The organism is Herbaspirillum sp. YR522 (genome assembly GCF_000282575.1).
Taxonomy (GTDB): Bacteria; Pseudomonadota; Gammaproteobacteria; order Burkholderiales; family Burkholderiaceae_D; genus Herbaspirillum.
The window spans coordinates 1-22,963 of the sequence record NZ_AKJA01000152.1 but is presented as its reverse complement, the minus strand read 5'-3'; the positions used below and the strand labels follow the sequence as shown (position 1 = coordinate 22,963).

Here is a 22,963-nt window from a genome sequence, read left to right as displayed (position 1 = left end):
GGCTGATGAACTGGAGCCCGGTTCCTTCGAAGGATATTTCCGCGATCCTGCAATGGCCGTGGAGTCGTCGCTTGCCTGGGGCGTGGGCCAGCGCCTGGATGTGCTCGATGCGTTGCGCGGCCTGCTGAGCGGCGGCCAGGCCGCGGCCCGCCTGCGGGTGTGGGCCTTTCTCGAATTGGCCGCGCAGCCACAGGGGCGCCTGCAGCGCGAAGACCTCAACCAGCTGTTCCATGCCCTCAAGCCCGAGGCGCTCGACGCCGTGCTCAAGCGGCTGCGCGAGCTGGCCTTGCTGGTATGGGACACCACCGCCCAGGATTACTGCCTGTCGCCGCTGGCACAGCAGGTGCAGGCGCTGCTGGCCCCGTTGACCCGTGCCGCGAGCGAGGACGACGACATGGCGGCGCTACTGGCGCAGGTTGCCGGCGCCCAGGCCATGGGCTTGTCCGACGCCGGCCAGATCCGGCATCTGCATGCGCAGCTGGCCCGCTTGTATGACGAATTCGCCGATGCCATCGCCAGTGGATCGGAAGCCCGGTTGCGCCAGGCCCAGCCGCGTTTCGAGCGCGCCTTGAAGCTGGTCGGGCGCGCCGGCGAAGCGCTGACCGCGCTCATTCGCAGCGAACACGACGATGCTCGCCTGGAGCGCGAGGCGCGCGCACTGGGCGGCGGCCAGGCGCGATTGCTGTCGATGGCCAGCCAGTTCACGCGCGCCCTGCAGCAGGCCGATCGCCAGCGGGTCACACTGGGCAGCACCGGTGTGACCAGTTCCGATGTGCGTCGTTGGTTGCAATCCCACGCTGACTTGTCCAGCCTGCTGGGTGATGCGTTATCGACCGGCGTCAAGCCGATCTTCGTCAGCGGCCACGAACTGGTCGATGTGGCCGAGGGCGAGTTCGAGCGCGACCGGCCTGATCCGTATCGCTCCCAGGGCTTGCCACCGGCGGTGCAGGCTGCCACCGGCGAGCTCGAAACCCTGAGCATGCCGCTCGAGCTGGGCGCCCTGATCGATCAGTTGGCAGCACTGGGCGCCTTGCCCGCAGGCCAGGCCGCCGTGCCCCAGCCATTGCCGGGCGTGGTGCTGGGCGGACGCTTCGCGCAAGCTGCCTATCGCATGCAATTGCTGCCTTTGCTGGGCGATCACCAGGCCCGCACCCTCAACGGGCAGACCGGGGAGTTGGCGCGCTTGCCCTGGCACACCGGTTTTCTTGCCGCCATCGAACAGGTTGACGACCCCCATGTCAGCGCACTGAGTGCGGGCGCGCTGCATCCCGATATTTCCCGAGAATCCAATGAGTGAAGTCCTAGACGAGGCCAGCCTGCTGGCCGCCGAACTGCTGGCACGTCGCTGGCTGCCGCGCAAGCATCCGCGGGTGCGGCGCGCGCTGATCGATGCCGAACTGTGGCAGGCCGTGCAAGACCGCCTGGCGCAGGTGGGCCTGCGGCTGGTCGACAATATCCATGCCGACCATATCTGCGTGGCGCTGCTGCGCGGCGCCGAGACGGCGGTGTTCGGCGAGGCCGGGCTGGATGCCAACAACAATGTCGAACTGCCGCGTGACGCGGTCTCGCTGCTGGTGCTGCTGTGGTCGCTGATCGTGCTGCCCAAGCGCGAACGCCAGTCGGCGCGTGCGGCCAGCGCCGAGGGCGATGCCCAGGAAGAAATGTTCAGCAGCGAAAAGCCGCTGCCCAGCGCCGCCTCGGTCAGCCCGGTGGTGTCCTACAAGGCGCTGCTGTCCGATTTCGGCACGCAGCTGGGCAAGAAGACCCGCATGGACGGCAACCTCAAGCGGCTCGAGGCGCACGGCTTCATCCTGCGGCGCGGCGACGACATCGCCGAAGGCCCGTTGCTGGACCTGCTGCTGGATTACGACAGCCTGGCGCCGCGCATTCTCGACGGCGCCCTGGGCGACGTCCTGGCGCGGGTACGCAGCCAGGAAAGCGAAACGCCCGCCATCACGGAAAACCACGCCGCCGGAGAAGACGCCTGATGTTCCACCTGCAATCGCTCGAACTGCTGCAATGGGATTATTGCCAGCGCCTCACCCTGCCGCTGGACGGCGCCATCATTACCGTGGCCGGCCCCAACGGTTCGGGCAAGACCACCTTGCTCGACGCCATGCGCACGCTGCTGGGCCTGGATTGCTCGGGCGGGCGCAGCTACAAGACCTATGCCCGCCACGCCAATGCCGACACCACCTGGTTGCGCGCCACGGTCGACAACCGCCCGTATGGCCGCCAGACATCGACCCGCCCGTTCGCCCGCAACCTGCTCTATGCCGACCAGGTGACGCTGGCATGTCGCATCGAACGCAATGGCGGCGACTGGCAGCGGCGCTATGCGATGGCCGACGGCGACGTCTCCATCGAAAGCATGCTGCAGCTGCCCGACAAGGAATGGCTGGGTGTGGAGCACTGGCGCCGGCGTCTCGAGAATGCCGGGCTGTCGCGCGCGATTGCCCGCGTGCTGGCGCTGGAACAAGGCCAGACCGATCGCCTGTGCGAGTTCTCGCCGCGCGAGCTGTTGCGCCTGGTGTTCGAAGTCTTCGGTGACCAGGAAGTACTGGACCGATACGAAGAGGCGCGCCGCCACCAGCGCGAACTGGCGGCCGAGGTGGAAGCGGCCGAGCGCGAGCTCACGCATGGCCAGGCACAACTGGCCACGCTGGAAGCACGCGTGAACCTGTACCGCCAATACCAGGGCAAGCTGCGTGAGCGCGAGACGCTGGCCACCGAAGTCATCCCGGTGCTCAACTGGCACGAAGAACGGCAAGCCACAGCGGGAAAATTGCGGGAGCTGCATCGCCAGCGCCTCGCCGCGCGCACCCAGCGCCGGCAACGCGCCGAGGACCACGCACGCCTGTTGCGCCTGCTGCAGGAGCGCCAGGCCGCAGCCGCCACGGTGTTGGCGCTGGAGGCCGAACGGCACGAAGCGCAGAAGCTGCAAGCGCAGGCGCGCGACGCCGAGAAGCCGGTCGAGCAACTGGTGGCGCATGCCAAAGAATTGATGGCCCTGGCCGCGGTGGAGGCCGATGGCGCCGAGCTGGCCCGGCGCCTGGAACAACTGGAGCAGCAAAAGGCGGCCCAGGACGAGCAATGGCGCGAGCTGTCGGCGCAACGCAAGGATGCCCAGGGCGCGCTGGACCGGCTGCAAGGCCAGCGCCAGGCACCGCCGCCGCCCGAGGTGCAACGCTTCGGCCGCACGCTGCGCCAGGAAGGCATCGGGCACCACTTCCTGGCCGACGTCATCGAGATCACCGATGAGCACTGGCGCGCTGCGGCCGAGGGCGTATTGCGGGGATCGCGCTGGATCGTGGTACTGGACAAGCCGGCCGACGAAAGCCGCGCCATGGCGCTGGCCGAGCGCGAGCGCTATCGTCACTATGTGGTCGCCGATGCCGCCAGTGCACCGGCGCAACCGGCATCGGACAGCCTGTTGGCGATATTGCGGTTCTCGGCCAAGGCGCCGTCCTGGTTGCTGCGCCAGTTGTCCAACATCACCCGGGTGGCCGATACCCAACAGGGCGTGCGTCAAGGCGGGGAGTGGATCACACCGCAAGCCTACTGGCGCGATGGCCGTGGTGGGCGCAGCGTCTGGAGCGATCCGGGCGATTACCAGTTCGGCGCGGCGGCCATGGCCGCGCGCAAGGCATCGATCGAAAAGCGCCTGGCCAGCCTCGACCAGCAACTGACCGAACTGGCGGTGCAGCAAAGCGCCGTGCAGCGCCAGCATGCGGCGGCCACCGAAGCCAGCAAGGGACACCTGGCTGCCGACGAACTGGCGCGGCGCGGCGAAGAGTTCGAATTGGCGCGCCGCCAGCTGCCGGCACTCACCCAGGCCAGGACCGCTGCCAGCCTGCGCTGGGATGCGCTCGACAAGGAGCACACGACGGCCGTGGCGGCCAACACCCGTGCCGACGGCAGCTACCTGGCCTTGCAGAAGCAGTTGCGCGAGGCTGAAGGTGACCTCGAACGGCATGAGCGGGAGTGGGGCGGTCGGTTGGAAGAGCAGCGCGGTCGCGCCGCCGGTTCGCGGGCGCAGAAAAAACGTTTTCCCGCCAAATGGATCGCGACGGCGGTGGTGCAGGCGCTCTATCACACCTACACCAACGCCAAGCAGGCCGAGTTGCGCATGGGCGCGGTGCAGGGCGAACTCGATACCGGTCACTGGGAAACCGATCCCGGCGTGGTCGACCGGCAAGTGCTGATGCAAGGCACGGTGGGCAAGCAGCGCAACGAGCTCGACTCGCGCAAGGCCAGCAATTCGGCCGCCGAGGAAGCGGTGGGCAACGCCCGCGAGCGCTACATCGATGTGCTGCGCGCCACCATCCGCCGCTACCGCAAGAACATCGTCGAGTTGGGCCTGTTGGCCGGGGTCGACGTCAGCGCCGACCTGCCGCACCTGGACAACGACGACACCGTATTGCGCCAGGCCGAGCTGAAGGTCAGTTTCAATTTCGACGGCAAGGGCCAGATCGGCTTGAACGACGGCGAGGCATCCGGCGGGCAGCAGGTGATCAAGTCGCTGATCCTGCTGGTGGGCTTGCTCAAGGACGACGACGTGCCGGGCGGCTTCGTATTCATCGACGAACCGTTCGCCCACCTGGACGTACGCAATATCCAGCTGGTGGGGCATTTCCTGAAATCGACCCGGGCGCAATACGTGCTGACCACGCCGATCACCCACAACGTCGAGGTGTTCGAGCCGGCCGATATCACCCTGGTCACCTCCAAGAAGCCGCGCGATGCACGTTGGGCGCCACCGATTGGCGTCTTGCAACGGCGGCCGGCGCCGGTATGAGCGGGCGTGGCAGCGGCGAGCAATGCGCATCGGTGGGCGTACCGGATCAACTGCCGCTGCTCGATGCCGAGCAGCATGCCCTGTTGGCGCGCTGGGCGCGTGGCGAGGCCAGGACGCGCTCGCGCACCACATTGCTCAAGCAGGCGCAGGGCGCCGGGGTGTCGATCGAACGTGCCGAGCAACTGTGCGACCGCCTGTTGAATGAAGGCTGGATCAGCCGCCGCGTGAAGTTGCCGGCCAGCAGCAGGATGTGGGACGCCATCACCTGGCGCGACCTGCCACGCCTGCAACGATTGCTGGGCATCGCCAGTGCCGGTGAACGGGGCCAGGCCCGCCAGCAAAGGATAGCCGGCGCCCTGGCCTGGCTCGATGGGTGGTGCGCCACCTCGGTCGATCCCGACCTGCTCGACGAACTGTCGACCGGCCGCGCCAGCCTGGAACAGGACCGCCTGCTGCGCCCGGAAAGCCTGGACATACGCCTGGCGTTGATCAAGGGCATCGCCACCTGGCACGACCATGGGCAGCAGGGTTTGCGTCGCAACTTTGCGCTGCATGCGTTAGGCAGCACCAAGGCCCTGCGGGCGGCAGACTGGCGCTGGCTGGAGTCCATCTTCGACCTCGAGCGGCTGGGCATCGCGCGTTTCGCCGAGGTCGCCTGGCTGGCCGGCGACATTGCCTTGTCGTGGCAGCGGCGCACCATCGAGGCGGCGCCATTGCACTGCCTCGGGCTGCCGCTGGAAGACGTGCAACGGGTCGACGCCATGCGCGCCCCGCAGCGCTGGTGGTTGATCGAGAACCGGGCCAGCTTCGAGCAGCAGGCGCGCCAGGTGCCGCCGGGCGTGGCCCTGTTATGGATGCCCGGACGGCCGTCGCGGGCATGGATGGCTACGTTGTCGCATCTGCTGGCCATGGCACCGGCACCGGCCTGGATCAGCGCCGATGCCGATCCGGCCGGGGTGGACATCGCCTGCGCGGTGGGTGCCCGGTGGGAACAGGCCGGACTGGCCTGGGAACCGCATCTGATGGGCTTGCCGCAGTGGCAAGCTACGTCACAGCAATGGCCGCTCAATGACCACGATCGGCGCCTGCTGGTGACGCTGCTGGCGCGACCCGGCCTGGCGCCGAGCCTGCGGGCTTTATGTGAAGCCATGCAGCGGGAGGGGCGCAAGGCGGAACAGGAAGGTTGGTTGTAACTTATCGAGGCCCCGGCGACTTTCCCCGTCCGCTACGACGCCAGCCCGTACACCTTGCCCGAGGTCTTGCCCCAGCGCTCGAAGGCGCCGCGGTCCTGGCCGAACTCCTTCAATACCGGCTTGCCCAGATGGTGGGCGTCGATCCGTAGCGGTTCTTCGTGATCATGGGGAAATGCATCCACACGATGGCTAGCGAGACAGACGGCCCGGACGCGAATCATCGGCTTGGTTAGTGATTGTGACGAGGTAATACCCGCCCCACGCCCTGGTACTTCACCGCCAGTTCCATGCAGGCGCCGGTCTCCAGCTGGCCGACGGTGCTGCGATAGATCTCCTGCCAGGGGGTCTGGCTGGCCGGCACCGCGGGTATGCCTTCGGCACGGCGCCGCGCCAGCTCTTCATCGCTGACCAGCATGTTGCAGGCACCGGTGTTGAGGTCGATGCGCACCCGGTCGCCGTCGCGCAGGTAGGCCAGGCCACCGCCGACCGCGCTTTCCGGTGAGGCGTTGAGGATCGACGGGCTGTCGGATGTGCCCGACTGGCGGCCGTCGCCCAAGGTCGGCAAGGTGTTGATGCCGCGCCGCAGCAAGGCATCGGGCGGTTGCATGTTGACCACCTCGGCCGAACCGGGCCAGCCCACCGGACCGGCGCCGCGAATGACCAGGATGGTGTTTTCATCGATGCCCAGCGCCGGGTCGTTGATGCGGGCGTGGTAGTCGTCCGAACCATCGAATACGGCTGCGGTGCATTCGAAGACGCCTTCGTTGCCGGGCGTGCTGAGGTAACGCGCACGGAAGGTGTCCGAAATGACACTGGTCTTCATGATGGCGAAATCGAACAGGTTGCCCTTCAATGCCAGGAAGCCGGCGCGCTGCAACAGTGGCGCGGCAAACGGGAAGATCACTTCGCGGTCGCCCGTTTCGCGCCCCTCCAGGTTGCTTGCCATGCTCCTGCCGGTGGCCGTGATGCGCTGCGAGCGCAGCTTGCCGGCTTGCTGCAGTTCCCACATGATGGCCGGCACGCCACCGGCGCGGTGGAAGCGCTCGCCCAGGTATTTGCCGGCCGGCTGCATGTTGAGCAGCAACGGCACATCGTAGCCGTAGGTCATCCAGTCGTCCGAATGCAGCTCCACCCCGGCGTGACGCGCCATGGCCATGATGTGCGGCTGGGCATTGGTGGAGCCGCCGATGGCGGCGTTGACCACGATCGCATCGAGGAAGGCGTCGCGCGTGAGGATGGCCGACGGGCGCAAGTCTTCATAAGCCATGCCGACGATGCGACGACCGGTTTCATAGGCCATCTGGCCGCGTTCGCGATAGGGCGCGGGAATCGCCGAGCAACCGGTGAGCGACATGCCCAATGCTTCGGCGATGGCGTTCATGGTCGAGGCCGTGCCCATGGTGTTGCAGTGGCCCGAGGAGGGCGCCGACGCCGCGGCGATCTCGAGGAACTTCTCGTTGTCGATGGCGCCGGCAGCCAGCTGGCGACGGCCTTTCCAGATGGCCGCGCCGGAACCGACCAGCTCGCCGTCGAGCCAGCCGTCGAGCATCGGACCGCCCGACAGTACGATGGCCGGGATATCGACGGTGGCCGCGGCCATGATCTGGGCTGGCGTGGTCTTGTCGCAGCCGGTGGTCAGGACCACCGCATCGATCGGGTAGCCATGCAGGATCTCGACCAATCCCATATACGACAGGTTGCGGTCGATGGCAGCGGTGGGACGGCGGCAGTTCTCGAAGATCGGATGCAGCGGAAACTCCATGGGGATGCCGCCGGCGTCACGAATGCCGTCGCGCACGCGCTTGGCCAGTTCCAGGTGGATGCGGTTGCACGGGCTGATATCGCTGCCGCTCTGGGCGATGCCGATGATGGGACGGCCCGAGCGCAGTTCCTCGGCCGTGATGCCGTAGTTCATGAAGCGCTCCAGGTACAGCGCGGTCATGTCGATATGGTCGGGATTGTCGAACCAGTCCTGGGAGCGGAACCGGCGAGGTGTGGCGTGTTGCTGGGTCATTTTTTTTGCCTCGTTCATTCATGTCGATCAGCCTGCTAGTATCGCCGATCCGCCGACATTTCATCCTTGACCGTTTTTACCGCAGTTGCCCGCATCGATTTCATGCGCCGAGCCATCCGGCGTCGACGTGATATGGTCGGACCCACAACTGGCGACAGCCGCTGGATTCGATCACTGTTACTGCCTGCGGCGCGAGGCCCGCAAGGCGGTGCGCCGGGACGTCACCTGCGGCCCTTGCGCCAGGTGGCGACCGTCTACGATCCGGGCTCGGGGGCAGCTTACCGTGTAGCCGTCGGTGAGCCGGGCGTCGCGAGGCACGTCGTGCACGGGTGCCAGCAGGACCACCATGGCGCCTGAAGCAGGCAAACAACAGGGGGGCGAGGATGTGACGGGTTGATCGAGGCAAAAAGCGTTTTCAGGGTAATATGCTGTATAAACATACAGTGTCTATTTCCATGGAATTGCTCAACAAACTCGAGATCCTGGCCGATGCGGCCAAATACGACGCCTCATGCGCCAGCGGCGCGGCGCCCAAGCGAGGCTCGCGTGGACGCGACGGGCTGGGTGCGAGCAGCGGCATGGGCATTTGCCATAGCTTCACGCCCGACGGCCGCTGCGTGTCACTGCTGAAGATACTTTTCACCAACTACTGCCAGTACGATTGCCAATATTGCATCAACCGGCGCTCCAGCAACGTGCCGCGCGCCCGCTTCACGGCGCAGGAAGTGGTCGACCTGACATTGGACTTCTACCGGCGCAACTACATCGAGGGCCTGTTTCTCAGCTCGGGCATCATTCGCTCGTCGAACTACACCATGGAGCAACTGGTGCGGGTGGCGCAATCGTTGCGCGAGGAGCACCAGTTTCGCGGCTATATCCATCTCAAGACCATCCCCGACGCCGATCCCGAGCTGATCGCGCTGGCCGGCCGCTATGCCGACCGCCTCAGCGTCAATATCGAACTGCCCACCGACACCGGCCTGCAGAAGCTGGCGCCGGAAAAAAGCGTGCGCACCATCAAGTTGGCCATGGGCACCATCCGCATGGGGCAGGAAGAAGCCCAGAGCGAAGCCGGCGCACCGCAGTTCGCTCCCGCCGGGCAAAGCACGCAGATGATGATAGGCGCCGACGCCACCGACGACCGCACCATCCTGCAAAGTGCGCAGACGCTGTATGGCGCCTACAAGCTCAAGCGCGTGTATTACTCGGCGTTCAGCCCGATCCCCGAAAGCCCGACCACGGTCCCCGCACAGCCGCCACCGTTGCTGCGCGAGCATCGGCTCTACCAGGCCGACTTCCTGCTGCGTGCCTATGGCTTCAATGCCGACGAACTGTTCGGTGGCAGCGGCGACCTGCCGCTCGATATCGATCCCAAGCTGGCCTGGGCACTGGCGCATCGGGAAGACTTTCCGGTCGACCTGAACCGTGCGCCGCCGTGGATGATCGCCCGCGTGCCCGGCATCGGCGTACGCAATGCCGAACGCCTGGTGAAGCTGCGGCGCTCGCGCGCACTCAGGTACCAGGACCTGGTGCGCTTGCGTTGCGCCATGGACAAGATCAAGCCATTCATCGTCGTGCAGGATTTCCGGCCGTCGCATGGCGAGGCGTCGTCGGACCGCCTGCGCGGCATGCTGGCACCCCAGCCGGTGCAGCTGGCACTGCTGTGACAATGGCAATGCGGGCGAGCGCGAGATGCAACTGATCGTCATCGAGGATCATTACCACGCCTGGCGCGATGCCGCCCTGCAGGCACTGGCGCAAGGCTGGTCGCCGGACATGCTGCAATGGAAGGTGCTGGCAGAGGCCGGCGCGCAGCACGACCAGGGGGCGCTCGACTATGGCAGCGCTGTGGCCGCCGGCTCATCGGCGGCTGGTGCCAGTGCGGCGGCGCCTGGCGTGCGCATTTCCAGGGAGTTGTCCGAATTGCTGCAAGAGGCCGCACTGTGTCGTGATCCGCAGCGCTGGGCTTTTCTGTACCAGGTGCTATGGCGCTGGATGCAGGGCCAGCGCGAGGTGGTGTCGCCCGCCGATGGCGATGGCGCGCGCCTGGCGCGCATGGCCAAGTCGGTGCGGCGCGACAAGCACGACATGATTGCCTACGTGCGCTTTCGCAAGCAGTCCGCAGGCCCCGACGGCCACGACGGCCCCGAGTACGTGGCCTGGTATGCGCCACAGCACGACATATTGCCGTGGGCGGCGGAGCATTTTGCGCAACGCATGGGCCGCAGCTCGTGGATGATCGCCACGCCGCTCGGAGCGGCGCTGTGGGATGGCAGCGCATTGCAGCTGACGCGCCAGCACATGCTGCAGGACGATCAGCTGGAGGCGCACGCAGACCAGGCCGAAGCGCTGTGGCTGACTTATTACCGCAGTATCTTCAACCCGGCCCGGCTGAACGAATCGGTGCTGCAGCAGCAGATGCCGGTGCGCTACTGGAAAGCGCTGCCGGAGGCGGCCCTGATCCCCGGCATGGTCAGTGCGGCCCGCAACGGTGAACGGCAATTGGCGCAGGCCGCCGAAGTGGGCAGGCGCAAAGGGCGCGCGATCGCCATCGACGCCGCCCAGGCGCAACCGCTGCGCGAGCTGCCGTCATCGCTGGACGCCTGCCGCCGTTGCGACCTGTGGCACCACGCTACGCAAGCGGTGCCCGGAGCCGGCCCGGCCCAGGCCAGGATCATGGTCATCGGCGAACAACCCGGCGACCAGGAAGACCTGGCCGGAAAGGCCTTCGTCGGGCCGGCCGGGCAGGTGCTCGACGCGGCCATAGGACATGCCGGGCTGGTGCGCGAACAGCTCTACCTGACCAATGCAGTGAAGCATTTCAAGTGGGAGCCGCGCGGCAAGCGTCGCATGCACAAGACCGCCAGCCAGCGCGAAGTGGAAGCCTGCTTTCATTGGCTCGAGCGCGAACTCGACAGCGTCAAGCCAGCCGTCATCGTCACCCTGGGTGCCACTGCGCTGAGCGCATTGCTGCAACAACGGACCAGCTTGCGCGACCACCTCGACGCGCCCTTCGAGATCGATGGCATGACGGTGATCGCCACCTATCATCCGTCGTTTGCCCTGCGCCAGCCCGATCCCGAGCAGCGCGACAAGGTCGTCGACGCCATCGTCGCGGCCTTGGAGCAGGCGCGCAAACGGGCCGCGCAGGACCACCCCGGATGAGCCGCTCGCAGCGGCACGACAGGCGTCGCCATTGCGCGGCGGCCGGCCCGCATGTTATAAGACCGATGTCGGAAAAGGCAGGCTTGGTCTGGTAAGCCCAAGTCCTTTCGGTAACGAAAGCTCTGGTCTTTGGCCTCATGCCAGGATCCCCGCGACGAGCAAACGATGCGCTCCATGCATCGACCTGTTCGTCCGTGCGGATCCAGCCTGGGAAACGCTCCGGTCGAATCGAAACTCGACAAAGGCGTTTTTCATGCACGATCATCCCACCTCCCATTCTCATCTCTACGACGTCATCATTGCCGGCGCCGGTCCGGTCGGCCTGTTGCTGGCGTGCGAATGTCGACTTCACGGTTTGTCGGTGCTGCTGATGGAGCGCGCCGCCGATCCCGCCTCCATCTGGAAGCAGCTTCCCTTCGGCATGCGCGGCTTGTCGGTACCCACCGTGGACGCCCTGGACCGCCGGGGCTTGCTCGCCGGGCTGGTCGATGCGGCGGCGCACGCAACTGGCCAGCCAGCGGCGCACTGGCTGCAACAGCGACGCCGTCCCGCAGGACATTTCGCCGGTATCCAGTTCCATCTCGACCGGGTCGACCCGCGCCAATGGCCTTACCGGCTGCCGGATTCGGCCGCTGCCCACATGGCCGTTTCGATGCAGGCGCTGGAGACGGTGTTATCGCACCGGGCCGTCGCCATCGGGGTCGACATCCGACGCGGTTGCGGTGTCGATCATTTCACGGTCGACGATGACGTCGTCACTGTCCACGCTGGCTCCCATCGCATGCGGGGCTCCTGGCTGGTCGGTTGCGACGGCGGTCGCAGCGTGGTGCGCAAGGTCGCGGGCATTGAATTCGCCGGCACCGAGCCCGAGTTCACCGGCTATTCGGTCCAGGCCGAACTGGCCGACCCCGACGCCCTGCGCCCGGGCAGGCATGTCACCCCGGGCGGGATGATCACCTATACCCATCCGGGCACCATCGCCATGGTTGAATTCGACGCTGGCGCCGGTCACCGCCAGGTGCCGCTCACCCGCGAGTACCTGCAGCAGGTTCTACGCCGCGTCGCGTGCCAGCCGCTGGTGTTATGCGGCGTCACCCACGCCAGCACCTGGAGCGACCGCGCGCGCCAGGCCACCGCCTATCGAAGTGGACGCGTGCTGCTGGCCGGTGACGCCGCGCATGTGCATTCGCCGCTGGGTGGCCAGGGCCTCAACCTGGGCCTGGCCGATGCGCTCAACCTGGGCTGGAAGCTGGCCGCGACCGTACGTGGTACTGCCCCCGACGACCTGCTCGACAGCTATCACCGCGAGCGCCACCCGGCAGGTGCGCGGATACTGGACTGGTCGCGCGCCCAGGTGGCTCTGATGCGACCCGATCCGGGCACGCGTGCGCTGGCGGCGATCGTGGGCGATCTCATGGAGATGCCCGACGGCGCAACCTATTTCGCGCGTCGCATGTGGGGCGTGGACCTGCGTTACGAACTGGGCGATGCGCATCCGCTGGGCGGGCGCAGCGTGCCCGATTTCGCGTTGGACCATGGTGCCAGATTGGGCCCGCTGCTGCGCACGGGCCGCGGCCTGCTGCTGGAGTTCGATGGTGCCGCATCGCTGCGCACGCTGGCGGGCAGGTGGGCGCCGCAGCTCTGCCATGTCACGGTGCAGGCCGGTAATCCCATGGGTGTGCGTGCCTTGCTGGTACGTCCCGATGGCGTGGTGGCCTGGGCTTGCGATGGGGAGGTCGACATGCCGCCGCTGGTACAGGCCCTCTCGCGCTGGTTCGGCCTGGCAGGCGGGGGCGGCGACGCAGTCTAGCCGGCGGCCGGCAAGCTGGCGCCAAACTCGGTTAGGCTAGCGGTCCCGACCCTTTTTCTGCGGCCGAGCCGGCCGCGTGGAGCAAGCATGGAGACTGACCCGCCGCGCGACACCGTTATCGATCCGTTCCCGATTCGCATCGGGTGTGCCGGCTGGTCCCTGTCGTCCCAGGTGGCGGACCGGTTCGCGACAGAGGGCAGCCATCTGCAACGCTATGCGCAGGTGTTCTCGATGGTCGAGATCAATAGCTCTTTCTATCGCCCGCACCAGGCCAAGACCTATGCCCGCTGGGCCGATAGCGTACCCGAGGCGTTTCGCTTCGCGGTCAAGCTGCCGCGCCAGGTGTCACATGAACTCAGGCTGCGCGATGCCGACGCGGCACTGGGCCAGTTCATGCAGCAGGTCACGGCACTGGGTGAAAAACTGGGATGCCTGCTGTTGCAGTTGCCTCCCAGCCTGGCGCTGGATCCGGACACGGCGGTCGCATTCTTCGCGCTGCTGGCCCGCCATACGGCTGTGCCGGTGGCCTGCGAACCCCGGCACGCCAGTTGGTTTTCGCCGTTGGGGGCCGAGGTACTGGAACAGGCTGGTGTCGCCTGCGTGCGCGCCCATCCACGGCCGGTGGCCGAGGGCGAGCCGCAGGGCGATTGGCGCAGGCTCTACATTCGCTTGCATGGCGCGCCGCAGATCTATTATTCGGCGTACGACGCCGCCTTCATCGCCGCCGTGGGCGCGCGCATCGTCGAGGCTCGCGAGGCCGGGCGCCAGGTCTGGTGCGTGTTCGACAATACCGCGCGCGGCGCCGCGTTGCCCAATGCGCTGGCGTTGATGGCGCTGTTGAACGGCACCGGGAAGCCGGCCTGAGGCGCCGTGCGGTTGGCCAGTCCGGTCGATCCACACGGCGCTGAAGAAATGCCTGTCGCGACAAGACGACGTGAATGCGCCCCGGCCGCGCGGCTGTAGTGGGGCGGAACTGTATGGCGTCGGTGCGCTCTGTGTTTTGTTATGACCATGTTTTTTCAACTTCCACCACTTCAATCAGGAGAACACGATGAGCCAGACAGACGTCAAGATCCTGGGTATATCCGGCAGCTTGCGCGCCAAGTCGTATAACACGGCGGCGCTGCGTGCGCTGTATGAGTTGTTGCCACCGGGCGTGAGCCTGGTCGAGGCCGACATTTCCGATCTGCCGCTTTATAACGACGATGTGCGCGAGCAGGGCTGGCCGGCGCCGGTGGCGCGCTTGCGTCAGCAGATCGCCGAGGCTGACGCCATCATCTTCGCCACGCCCGAGTACAACTACTCGGTTCCCGGTGTGCTCAAGAACGCCATCGACTGGGCCTCTCGTCCACCCGAGCCACCCTTTGCCGGGAAATTCGCCGCCATCATGGGAGCAAGCCCCGGCGCCATCGGCACGGCGCGTGCGCAATACCACCTGCGGCAGATCGGTGTATTCCTCGACCTGCAGTTCATCAATAAGCCGGAGGTGATGATCGGCGGCGCGGCCGACCGCTTCGATGCCAACGGCAAGCTCACGCATGAGCCTACCCGCGAATTCCTCAAGACCATGGTCACCGCACTGGCGGATCGGGTGCGGTTCATTCGCAAGGCCCAGCAGGGGTGATCGCCTGGCCGGTTGCGGCCGACGTCGCCGTGGCCGGTGCGGCTGCGATTAAATTATCCCGGCGTCCAGACCGGGACATGCATGCTTCGATCCGCCTAACGAGCTGACGACATTTTCCAGCCAGCGTTCTGTGCCTGCCGGCTGGAGCGATCCAAGGTTTTATTGACCAGAAAGTTGGTTTGTTGCGGCAAGCTTGCAGGTGACGCAATCGTTGCCGATGATCTCGGATGGAAGCAAAAAGGCCCGGTTGAAAACCGGGCCAAACCAAGGCAACTCTGATTGGGAGATTGAGTTACACCGGAGAAATCAGCGTATAGCGTTCGATTTTCTTTGTTTCCACCCAAGGCGCTACCAGCTTGTCGAATGCCAAGAAGTGGCTGGACTTGAGGTGAATATTGAACGCATCATCATTCGTGTAGCGCTCATACAGATAGAAGATGCCATCTGCGGCTTCACACACGTCGAAGAGATTGCATCCTTCTTCGTCTGCCAGCGATGTGGCTGCATTTTTCAGGATGGCTTCGCGAAAATCACCTACTGATTCCGGCCTTATGTTGAAAGTGACGGCGATGATGAGCATGAGGTAAGTCTTTCGAAAGGTGGCCAGGAGTTACTTGATGCCTGCCGCAGCTTGCGGCAGGGCAGCGATGACAGCATCCGTGACCGCCTTGGTACCAGCGTCACCACCGTATTCCATCGGGCGAATCTTGCCGCTACCGAGCACTGTTTCGAGTGCAGTTTCGATGATACGTGCACGTTTTTCCAATGCCGGCTGGTCGTGACGGTCGGCAAGCCAATCAAGCATCATTGCGCCAGAGAGAAACATCGCACCAGGATTTGCCTTGCCTTGACCGGCGATATCGGGCGCGGTGCCGTGGGCCGGTTGGAACAGGCCGTGGTGGTCGCCCACGTCGGCGGAAGGAGCCATACCCATGCCGCCAATCAAGCCAGCTGCCAGATCGGACAGAATGTCGCCGAACATGTTTTCGGTCACCATCACGTCCAGGGTCCATGGTTTCTTGATCATGGTCAATGCCATGGCATCCACGTAGGCATGGTCATAGGTGATGCCGGAAAAATCCTTTGCCGCTTCATTGAAGACATCGCGGAAGAATGCCATCGAAGTGAATACGTTAGCCTTGTCCACGCAAGTGACATTGGCGTTACCGCGGCGGCGCTTGCGCTGTTCTGCCAGTTTGAAGGCAAAACGGCTTACGCGGTCGGTACCGCGGCGGGTGATTTGCATGGTGTCGTAGGACTCGCCGGCTTCGTTGATGGAGCCCTTGCCGCGAGCGTAGAACAAGCCTTCGGTTTGTTCGCGGACCAGCACGAAGTCGATCTTCTCGGCGCGTTCGTCGGTCAGTACCTTGGGCAGGCCCGGGAACCAACGAATCGGGCGAACGCCGGCATATAAGTCCAATGCCATGCGCAGGTCGAGCTGTGGAATCGGCTCTGTGCCATCCGGATAACGAACGTTTGGCCATCCCATCGCGCCGAACAGCACTGCATGCGCAGAGCGAGCGGCATCAAGAGTGCGCTCGGGCAGCGCTTCTCCGTGCTTCGCATAGTGCTGCGCACCCGCGTCGTAACGTGTCAAATTCAGTTGTGGGCCCTGGTCGAATTTTTGAGCTGCCTCGAGCAGCGCGACACAGGCTTCCATGACTTCAACACCGATGCCGTCTCCTGGCAATACGGCAATTTCATAAACCGACGGGGTAATTTGGGACATATTGAGAACCTAGGTTAGTACGTATGATTTCTCATACCGAAAGCTAGAGCCGACTAAGCCCCAGCCGCTTGAGTAATAAAAGCAGTTCCGAGCCTGCTCGCTTGCGGTGAGCGCGTTGTACGCTCCCCGCTAGATTCGCGTCGCCTGCCCGAATTGCAGCGACAAGTTCAATGTGCTCCTGGGTCGAATTGACCGGTTTCGGTCGCATCCGTAGCGTCACCATTCGGGCCCTATGCGCTCGGTCCCAGAAATTCAGCACCACCCCGCGTAAATACTCATTTCCGCAAAGCGTCAGCAGATGCGCATGAAACTGCTCGTCCGCAAAGGCCCAGGCGTCCAGGTCGTCGTTTTTAAGCGCGGCATCCATGGCAGAAGTTGCGTCGCTCAGTGGCTTTAGTGCAGCGTCATCCAGGTGCCGCTCAGCCGCCAGTTCAGCCGCAGTTGACTCCAGCGACGTCAGGATCTGATAAATCTGCTCCATATCCGCAGGCGAAATCGGGAGCACCTGCATGCCATGGCGTGGCGTTACCTTGATCAGCCCTTCACCCTGAAGCTTCATCAGTGCCTCACGTACCGGCGTACGACTCATGCCCAGCTCATGTGCAACGTCCGCTTCGGTCGCCTGATAACCGGCCGACCAGACGTTATCCAATATCCTCCGGCGCATCGTCGCGTAGGCGGCGTCGCCCATCCGCCCGCTAGGAACGTCGGTTTCTGCTGTCTTCACTGGCTGCACGGTTTCGCTAATGCTCATTTCTGCCCATTTCCAAATAGAACTGTCGGGGGCCAATTGTGCATCAAGTAAAAAATAAGTTAGCGAATACTTTAACGTATACGTTAGCATGCATGTGGAATTTTTTTTCATCACAAGTGAATATTACCGAGGAGACAACAAGATGAGCCCTGATGACATCGGAGCGTCGACCGTAAGACGGGTCACGACGGTACTCATACCGTTCCTGATGATTTGCTACCTGGTATCTTTTATCGACCGGGTGAATGTCGGTTTTGCAGCCTTCCAGATGAACAAGGACATTGGTTTGACACCGGCCGTATTCGGGCTCGGTGGCGGGCTGTTCTTCATCAGCTATTTTTTGTTCGAAGTGCCCAGCAACCTGGCCATGAAGAGATTCGGTGCCAGGAAATGGATCGCACGCATCATGCTCAGCTGGGGCCTTGTTTCGGCCTGCACTGCATTGGTGACGGGGCCAAATTCCTTTTACGTCGTGCGCTTTCTGCTTGGTGCCGCGGAAGCCGGATTCTTCCCGGGTGTCATCCTTTACTTGACACAGTGGTTCCCTGCTGCGACCCGGGGACGCATCGTCAGCCTTTTCTACGTTGCCGTGCCGCTTTCGAGTTTCGTTGGTTCACCGATTTCGGCAGCTCTGCTCCAGATGGACGGAATTGGCGGCCTGTATGGCTGGCAGTGGCTGTTCCTCATCGAGGCATCACCCGCGGTGCTGTTAGCGTTGTTTACTTACTTCTGGCTGCCAGACACACCCAACGATGCAACATGGCTGACAGCTGCACAGAAGCAGTGGCTCAGCACTACCCTGGAGGCAGAACGGAAGGGTAGTAGCGCCGGCGGCGCGCCGGTGCGGGAGGGAAGAACCTGGCGCATCATGTTCCATCCTCAAGTCCTGCTTCTGTCGCTGGTGTATGCGGGGACTTCTGCAGCAAGTAACGGCTTATCGCTGTGGCAGCCCCAGATTCTCAAAAGCTTCGGGTTGAGCACCACGCAGACCGGCTGGCTTAACGCCATACCGTTCGCTGTGGCTTCGGTCATGATGATTTGGTGGGGAGGTGTTTCAGACCGACGCCGGGAGCGCGTATGGACGACGGCATTGCCGTTAGCGCTGTCTGCGTGTGCCTTGGGGGCAGGTATGCTGACCAAGGAACTGGTGCCTGCAATGCTGTTCATGGTGCTGACGCTGGTGGGTACCTACGCATTCAAGGGACCTTTTTGGGCGCTTTCAACCGAGCGTCTTGGTCCAGCAGCTTCCGCAGCCGGCCTCGCGCAGATTAATGCGGTAGGCAATCTGGCTGGCTTCGCCGGGACCTATCTGATCGGTGTTATTCGCGAGCAAACGGGGAGCTTTGCGTTGGCGCTTACCCCTATTCTTGCTCTGCAAGTAGTCGGGTTCCTGCTGCTCATTGCCAGTAACAGGAAAAAGACCGGCGCCGCATTTGAGCCACAGGAAAACATGTGAACATGAAAATGCCGGGGCAGTTCGGAGCCGGCATTTTCATTGTGCGAACGAAAATTACTTCCACAGCTGAAAGCGCATCAATTCAGCATTGGGAAATCCGGCCCAGTTGAGGTGCAATAAGCGTTCTAATTTTCTTGCCCAGTCCGCGCTGCGCGAGGGACGGCCGTGAAGAGGATTGATGACCGGGCAGGCTCAGGCTATGAAGACGTTAAACTTCCTTTTTAAATCCAATATATTGTGTATTAAATCGATATTTGGTAGTTAAGACCCAAAATTAAAGAATTATTATGCCTGTTGAGGCTATACTTAATTCCATTATTTCGTGTGTTAGCCGGTAAAAGGGACCTGGGTCACATCATGTTGGATTTAAGCTTCAGCAAGCCGAGCGAAGTCGTCAAGCGACTTTGCGAGCGTCTGCGCACCGAACGACTGGCGCAGGAGATGACGCAGGCCGATCTGGCCGGACGTGCGGGTATTGGCGTCAATACCGTTTCCAACCTGGAGGCCGGCCGTAACGTCGGATTTGACAGCGTGGTGCGCGTGGCCATGAGCCTTGGGCGAACCAAGGAGCTCGAAGGCCTGTTCTTACCGAAGGTGGACAGCCTGGAAGACATACGACGCTATGAAGACAGCGTCGGTCGACATCGCATCAAGCGCAAAGCTGGTCATGCTTGAGCAAGTGAACGTCTATTACGAAGGCTGGGGCGAGCGATGGCAATGGGGCACGTTGGTGACCTCGACTGCTCTCAGTGGCGCACGTTCCCGTCCCACTGGAACAGCTCGCCGTCGAAGTCTAGGAAGTTCCGGCCGGGGATGAACACGCCGAGGTTTGCGCTATCGAAATGGTCTACGCCGAGTGCCTGCTCATGTGCGGCATCGAGACCCCGGACACGCAATATTTCGATTTGCCCAATGGGTTGGCGGCATTTGCCAGCAAGCGTTTTGATCGACGAGATGGTGTGCGGGTACCGATGCAAAGCCTGGCGGCGTTTACGGGCGCTGATTTTCGCTCTCCAGGCGTATTGGACTACGTTAATTTTTTCCGTGCGACGCATTTGTGTACCAGCGATGTGCGGGAGGTCGCGCTGGCCTACGAGCGCGCCGTCTTCAATGTCGCATTCAATAACAGGGACGATCATCCCAAGAACTTTTCCTACCTCATGTCACGTGACGGCAATTGGAGGCTGGCCCCGGCCTATGATGTAACTTTCTGCGACGGGCCGCAGGGCTACCACCAGATGGACGTGATGGGGCAAGCGTTGGCAATTTCTCGTGTTGACCTGCTTAGGTTGGCGCAAGAGGCGGAGGTATCCCAGCAAGCGGCCAGCACAATCATCGACGGCATCTGCAGTGTGGCCCGCCAGTTTGCGGTGATCGCTGACAATCTGCTGCCTCAACGGATTACCCGGGATACGCTAAGAACGATACAAGGTCGTATTGACCAGAATGTGGCTTTGTTGGGGCAAGCTCAGAAGGGGCGTAGTCGTCGGTGAGGATTGGGAGATCAGTGGGCTTGCGATGGGCAGTTTTTGGTCTGTGCCATGTCTTTGTCTTATGCTAAATTCCTTGCCATTATTAAAACTAAAGGGGAAGTCATGCATTTTGAGATCGCGGAGAATAGCAAGGTCGACGAATCCAAACCGTTAATCTACGCATGGGACATCATAGACCGCGAGACTGGCGAACTGAAAGGTCGGTATGTCGGCAAAGCGATGGGCGGATCGGGACGGCCCAGAAAACAATATCGCCGCAATGTCGTTCGCATGCTTGCCGGCAAGCGGTATCGCCTAGCTAAGCCGGACGCATTTCGTGCGATTCACGTTGCGCTTGGCGCAGCGGTCACGGCAGGTGACCGAATCGTTCTAAGTTTTCTCTGCAACGTGGCTGACGGCGAAGACATTAACAAGATTGAACGAAGCTACATTCAGTCGCACGCCCCGACGCTCAATAGAATCTAAAGCGACTAACACAAATCTCCGTGCTGCCTGACCCTACAAGCTTTAAATCTATTGCCTTATAGCATTAAATTGAATGACTTTTTGTTTAAAATAACTTCTCGAATTATCAGGGGAGGGGAAAATGGCAAGGCATCGCATTGGCAATTCGTATCTTTCAGATGACGAACTGGAGGATCATAACTTCGGGCAATGGGCTCTTTGGGTTTTTATCATCGGGGCCATTTTTGGTGGCGCCACAGTGCATTCATTTTTAAAGCCGCTCGGTTTGCCGAAATGGTTGGTGTTCATGAGCGTAATATTAAGTGGGGCGGGCCTAGGCACCTTGGCTGCGTATCTCACACCGTATATCAGGATGGCGGTCGGCTTGATTTTCAGCGCTGCGATCCTGTTCGGTATTGGGTGGCTGATCTGGAAAGTTATTTGACTCGAAGATGATATTTGCCGGCCCCGCCTGGAAAACAGCCTGGGTGCTTTCGTAGTTGGAGGTTTCTGAGGTTGGATTTTTCTCTATCGATGCTTTGCCAGAACTGTGCCTGGACCGGATCGTGAAGGAAGATCTTGAGCGAGCGTTCCAACGGGCTTCCTAGTCACTCTTGTTTCGGTGATTTCGCAATCGGCCAATAACGGACTTTAGGTGCATCGTACTGTCCAGGTTGCCGCCGCGCTATCCAGTTCGTTCCGGTTTGAATGTATCTAATGCTCGGCCTACTCGTATCCGGAGATCGACGTATCGACTTCGATGGCCACGCTTTCGTTGGTAAAGTCATCTGAATGCGTCGGTACCGCAAATCGGCGGGGGCAGGTCAATAGCCTCGAACTAGGAAGGATAGAGTAACGAAGGGGATGGGCTAAGTGTCTTGTCGTTCATGAATAATCGGGGCAGATCTAAGGACATTCTTATTGAGTTAATGGTCGCGATTAGCGCCTCAGGGTCTTCCAATTCAGCTAAACGGACAATTTTCAGCAGATAAATAATCGAACTCAGACAAAAGAGGAAGATCCCTACTGCGATGACACATTGCAGCACCATCGCAGGAAAAAAATATTGTTGTTGGATCATTGCGACGGCCGGGCCGTCTGTCGCATTTCTCGCGGCGTTGATAAGTCTGATTACATTTTCTGGATTGCGCTCTTGTAACTCCTTTAATATCACCCCCAGCGTCAAAAAACCTTGACACACGAGCATTGTCAAGGAGCCGGAGAGGATCAGTGTCACTCGAAGCAACACAAAATGAAGCCGCTGGCCTAGAGTCGCGGATTCCCAATAAATGAACATGCGCAGTCGCCGTTCAAGTAACTTGAGATAACTCCGGTTTTTTCTCTTCTCATCTAGGGTCACTCGGCGGGCGTAGCTCCAGCTTTGCAACACCACGCGCAACGTAAGCGAAATGAATATGGCCGCCAAGATAGATCCAATGGCGCCCAATAGTACGTTATGGGTCGCATTGGCGGAGTTGAACCAGGGGAAGACGGTTTTATTAATCCAAGAGACAGCAAGCTCAAACATAAGATTTTATTCGTCGGCACGTGGATCATTGACGATGAATCTTCATCGTTTGTCATTGGTGAAATACACACAACAGACAAAATAAAGCCCCGAGTTCAATAGAAATCGGGGCTCTCGGCAATTCTGGCGGAGGCTGTGAGATTCGAACTCACGGACGGGTCACCCCGTCGGCAGTTTTCAAGACTGCTGGTTTAAACCGCTCACCCAAACCTCCTGATCGGCACTGCCGCCCGAAGGCAGCAGCGCGAGGGCCGAATTATACAACAATTGCCCGTCATCACGGACTTTCTCTCGGGAAATCTTCCTTCAGAACGTACCCGGATAGGCACCGCCATCGAGCAACATGTTCTGGCCCGTGATGAAACCGGCCTGGGCGCTGCACAGGTAGGAGCAGGCGTCGCCGAATTCGGCCGGGTCGCCGAAGCGGCCCGCGGGATTCTGCGTGCGGCGCTCGGCCAGTACTTCGTCCACCGTCCTGCCGCTGTCCTTGGCCGCTCCCTGCGCCGTCGAGCGCAGGCGATCGGTCTCGAACGGGCCCGGCAACAGGTTGTTGATGGTGACGTTGTGACGCACCGTCTTGCGCGACAGGCCCGCCACGAAGCCGGTCAGGCCCGACCGCGCGCCATTGGACAATCCCAGGATGTCGATCGGTGCCCGCACGGCGCTGGAGGTGATGTTGACGATGCGCCCGAAACCGCGCGAGATCATGCCGTCGACCGTGGACTTGATCAATTCGATCGGGGTCAGCATGTTGGCGTCGACCGCCGCGATCCAGTCGTCCCGCGTCCACTCGCGGAAGTCGCCCGGCTTGGGGCCGCCCGCGTTGGTGACCAGGATGTCGGGTTGCGGGCAGGCGGCCAGCGCCTTGGCGCGGCCCTCGGGCGTGGTGATGTCGCAGGCGACCGTGGTAATGGTGGCGCCCGTCTCGGCACGGATCTCGGCGGCTGCCGCTTCC

At 62.4% G+C, this 22,963-nt stretch carries 20 protein-coding genes, 1 tRNA gene and 1 pseudogene; 14 read left to right on the top strand and 8 right to left on the bottom strand.

The window, feature by feature from the left end:
- Positions 1–52 precede the first annotated feature (52 nt).
- From PMI40_RS20845 to PMI40_RS20830, 4 genes are read left to right on the top strand one after another with little or no spacing between them, the layout of a single operon-like run.
- Positions 53–1,297 carry a hypothetical protein gene (locus tag PMI40_RS20845; RefSeq protein WP_008119572.1) on the top strand — a complete coding sequence of 415 codons (1,245 nt, stop codon included), beginning with the start codon at positions 53–55 and terminating at the stop codon, positions 1,295–1,297.
- Entirely contained in the window at positions 1,290–1,988 is a 699-nt protein-coding gene (locus tag PMI40_RS20840; RefSeq protein WP_008119571.1) for a hypothetical protein, read from the top strand. The genes PMI40_RS20845 and PMI40_RS20840 overlap by 8 nt, the downstream gene beginning before the upstream one ends.
- Entirely contained in the window at positions 1,988–4,798 is a 2,811-nt protein-coding gene (locus tag PMI40_RS20835) for an ATP-binding protein (protein ID WP_008119569.1), read from the top strand. The genes PMI40_RS20840 and PMI40_RS20835 overlap by 1 nt, the downstream gene beginning before the upstream one ends.
- On the top strand, positions 4,795–5,991 hold the full coding sequence (locus PMI40_RS20830) for a DUF2399 domain-containing protein (RefSeq protein ID WP_008119567.1): 1,197 nt from the start codon (positions 4,795–4,797) through the stop codon (positions 5,989–5,991). The genes PMI40_RS20835 and PMI40_RS20830 overlap by 4 nt, the downstream gene beginning before the upstream one ends.
- Positions 5,992–6,023: 32 nt before the next feature.
- Here the strand turns inward: PMI40_RS20830 and PMI40_RS24140 are convergent, their stop codons facing one another.
- On the bottom strand, positions 6,024–6,173 hold the full coding sequence (locus tag PMI40_RS24140) for a hypothetical protein (protein WP_157221638.1): 150 nt from the start codon (positions 6,171–6,173) through the stop codon (positions 6,024–6,026).
- Positions 6,174–6,220: 47 nt separating this feature from the next.
- The gene (locus tag PMI40_RS20825) at positions 6,221–8,005 is read right to left on the bottom strand and encodes an IlvD/Edd family dehydratase (protein ID WP_008119563.1); all 1,785 of its coding nucleotides are present in this window, start codon (positions 8,003–8,005) and stop codon (positions 6,221–6,223) included.
- 455 nt (positions 8,006–8,460) lie between these two features.
- Here PMI40_RS20825 and PMI40_RS20820 point away from each other — a divergent pair, with 455 nt between their 5' ends.
- The 5 genes from PMI40_RS20820 to PMI40_RS20800 all read left to right on the top strand — a co-directional run bounded on the left by PMI40_RS20820 (position 8,461) and on the right by PMI40_RS20800 (position 14,604).
- Positions 8,461–9,672 (top strand): putative DNA modification/repair radical SAM protein, encoded by a 1,212-nt coding sequence (locus PMI40_RS20820; protein WP_008119558.1) that lies wholly within the window; start codon positions 8,461–8,463, stop codon positions 9,670–9,672.
- Between the two features lie 25 nt (positions 9,673–9,697).
- Positions 9,698–11,170, top strand: a complete 1,473-nt coding sequence (locus PMI40_RS20815) for a UdgX family uracil-DNA binding protein (protein ID WP_008119556.1) — start codon at positions 9,698–9,700, stop codon at positions 11,168–11,170.
- A 253-nt stretch (positions 11,171–11,423) separates the two neighbouring features.
- Positions 11,424–12,980, top strand: a complete 1,557-nt coding sequence (locus tag PMI40_RS20810) for an FAD-dependent monooxygenase (protein WP_008119554.1) — start codon at positions 11,424–11,426, stop codon at positions 12,978–12,980.
- An 87-nt stretch (positions 12,981–13,067) separates the two neighbouring features.
- Positions 13,068–13,844, top strand: a complete 777-nt coding sequence (locus tag PMI40_RS20805; protein WP_008119552.1) for a DUF72 domain-containing protein — start codon at positions 13,068–13,070, stop codon at positions 13,842–13,844.
- 187 nt (positions 13,845–14,031) lie between these two features.
- A complete protein-coding gene (locus PMI40_RS20800) occupies positions 14,032–14,604 on the top strand; it encodes an NADPH-dependent FMN reductase (protein ID WP_008119550.1) in 573 nt (190 codons plus the stop codon).
- Positions 14,605–14,896: 292 nt separating this feature from the next.
- Here PMI40_RS20800 and PMI40_RS20795 read toward each other — a convergent pair whose 3' ends face one another.
- The 3 genes from PMI40_RS20795 to PMI40_RS20785 are packed head-to-tail and all read right to left on the bottom strand — an operon-like array spanning position 14,897 to position 17,087.
- Positions 14,897–15,184 (bottom strand): putative quinol monooxygenase, encoded by a 288-nt coding sequence (locus PMI40_RS20795; RefSeq protein ID WP_008119548.1) that lies wholly within the window; start codon positions 15,182–15,184, stop codon positions 14,897–14,899.
- A gap of 30 nt (positions 15,185–15,214) precedes the next feature.
- Positions 15,215–16,333, bottom strand: coding sequence for an isocitrate/isopropylmalate dehydrogenase family protein (locus tag PMI40_RS20790; RefSeq protein ID WP_008119546.1), 1,119 nt, complete (start codon positions 16,331–16,333; stop codon positions 15,215–15,217).
- 43 nt (positions 16,334–16,376) lie between these two features.
- Positions 16,377–17,087, bottom strand: coding sequence for a GntR family transcriptional regulator (locus PMI40_RS20785; protein ID WP_157221637.1), 711 nt, complete (start codon positions 17,085–17,087; stop codon positions 16,377–16,379).
- Between the two features lie 142 nt (positions 17,088–17,229).
- On the opposite strand from PMI40_RS20785, the gene PMI40_RS20780 reads away from it, so the two are divergent.
- The 5 genes and pseudogenes from PMI40_RS20780 to PMI40_RS20760 all read left to right on the top strand — a co-directional run bounded on the left by PMI40_RS20780 (position 17,230) and on the right by PMI40_RS20760 (position 20,925).
- Complete coding sequence (locus PMI40_RS20780) at positions 17,230–18,543, top strand: MFS transporter (protein WP_008119543.1); 1,314 nt, start codon at positions 17,230–17,232, stop codon at positions 18,541–18,543.
- A 357-nt stretch (positions 18,544–18,900) separates the two neighbouring features.
- The gene (locus PMI40_RS20775) at positions 18,901–19,218 is read left to right on the top strand and encodes a helix-turn-helix domain-containing protein (RefSeq protein WP_008119540.1); all 318 of its coding nucleotides are present in this window, start codon (positions 18,901–18,903) and stop codon (positions 19,216–19,218) included.
- A gap of 158 nt (positions 19,219–19,376) precedes the next feature.
- Positions 19,377–20,036 (top strand): annotated as a pseudogene (locus tag PMI40_RS20770) (type II toxin-antitoxin system HipA family toxin); the annotation flags it as partial.
- Positions 20,037–20,084: 48 nt separating this feature from the next.
- Complete coding sequence (locus tag PMI40_RS20765) at positions 20,085–20,501, top strand: hypothetical protein (protein WP_157221636.1); 417 nt, start codon at positions 20,085–20,087, stop codon at positions 20,499–20,501.
- Positions 20,502–20,622: 121 nt separating this feature from the next.
- Positions 20,623–20,925 carry a hypothetical protein gene (locus PMI40_RS20760; RefSeq protein ID WP_008119532.1) on the top strand — a complete coding sequence of 101 codons (303 nt, stop codon included), beginning with the start codon at positions 20,623–20,625 and terminating at the stop codon, positions 20,923–20,925.
- Positions 20,926–21,318: 393 nt separating this feature from the next.
- Here PMI40_RS20760 and PMI40_RS20755 read toward each other — a convergent pair whose 3' ends face one another.
- From PMI40_RS20755 to PMI40_RS20745, 3 genes are all read right to left on the bottom strand, one after another.
- Positions 21,319–22,008 carry a hypothetical protein gene (locus PMI40_RS20755; RefSeq protein WP_008119530.1) on the bottom strand — a complete coding sequence of 230 codons (690 nt, stop codon included), beginning with the start codon at positions 22,006–22,008 and terminating at the stop codon, positions 21,319–21,321.
- A 124-nt stretch (positions 22,009–22,132) separates the two neighbouring features.
- Positions 22,133–22,222 (bottom strand) — tRNA-Ser (locus PMI40_RS20750).
- 92 nt (positions 22,223–22,314) lie between these two features.
- The coding region (locus tag PMI40_RS20745; RefSeq protein ID WP_008119528.1) for an SDR family oxidoreductase at positions 22,315–22,963 on the bottom strand (649 nt) is incomplete at its 5' end.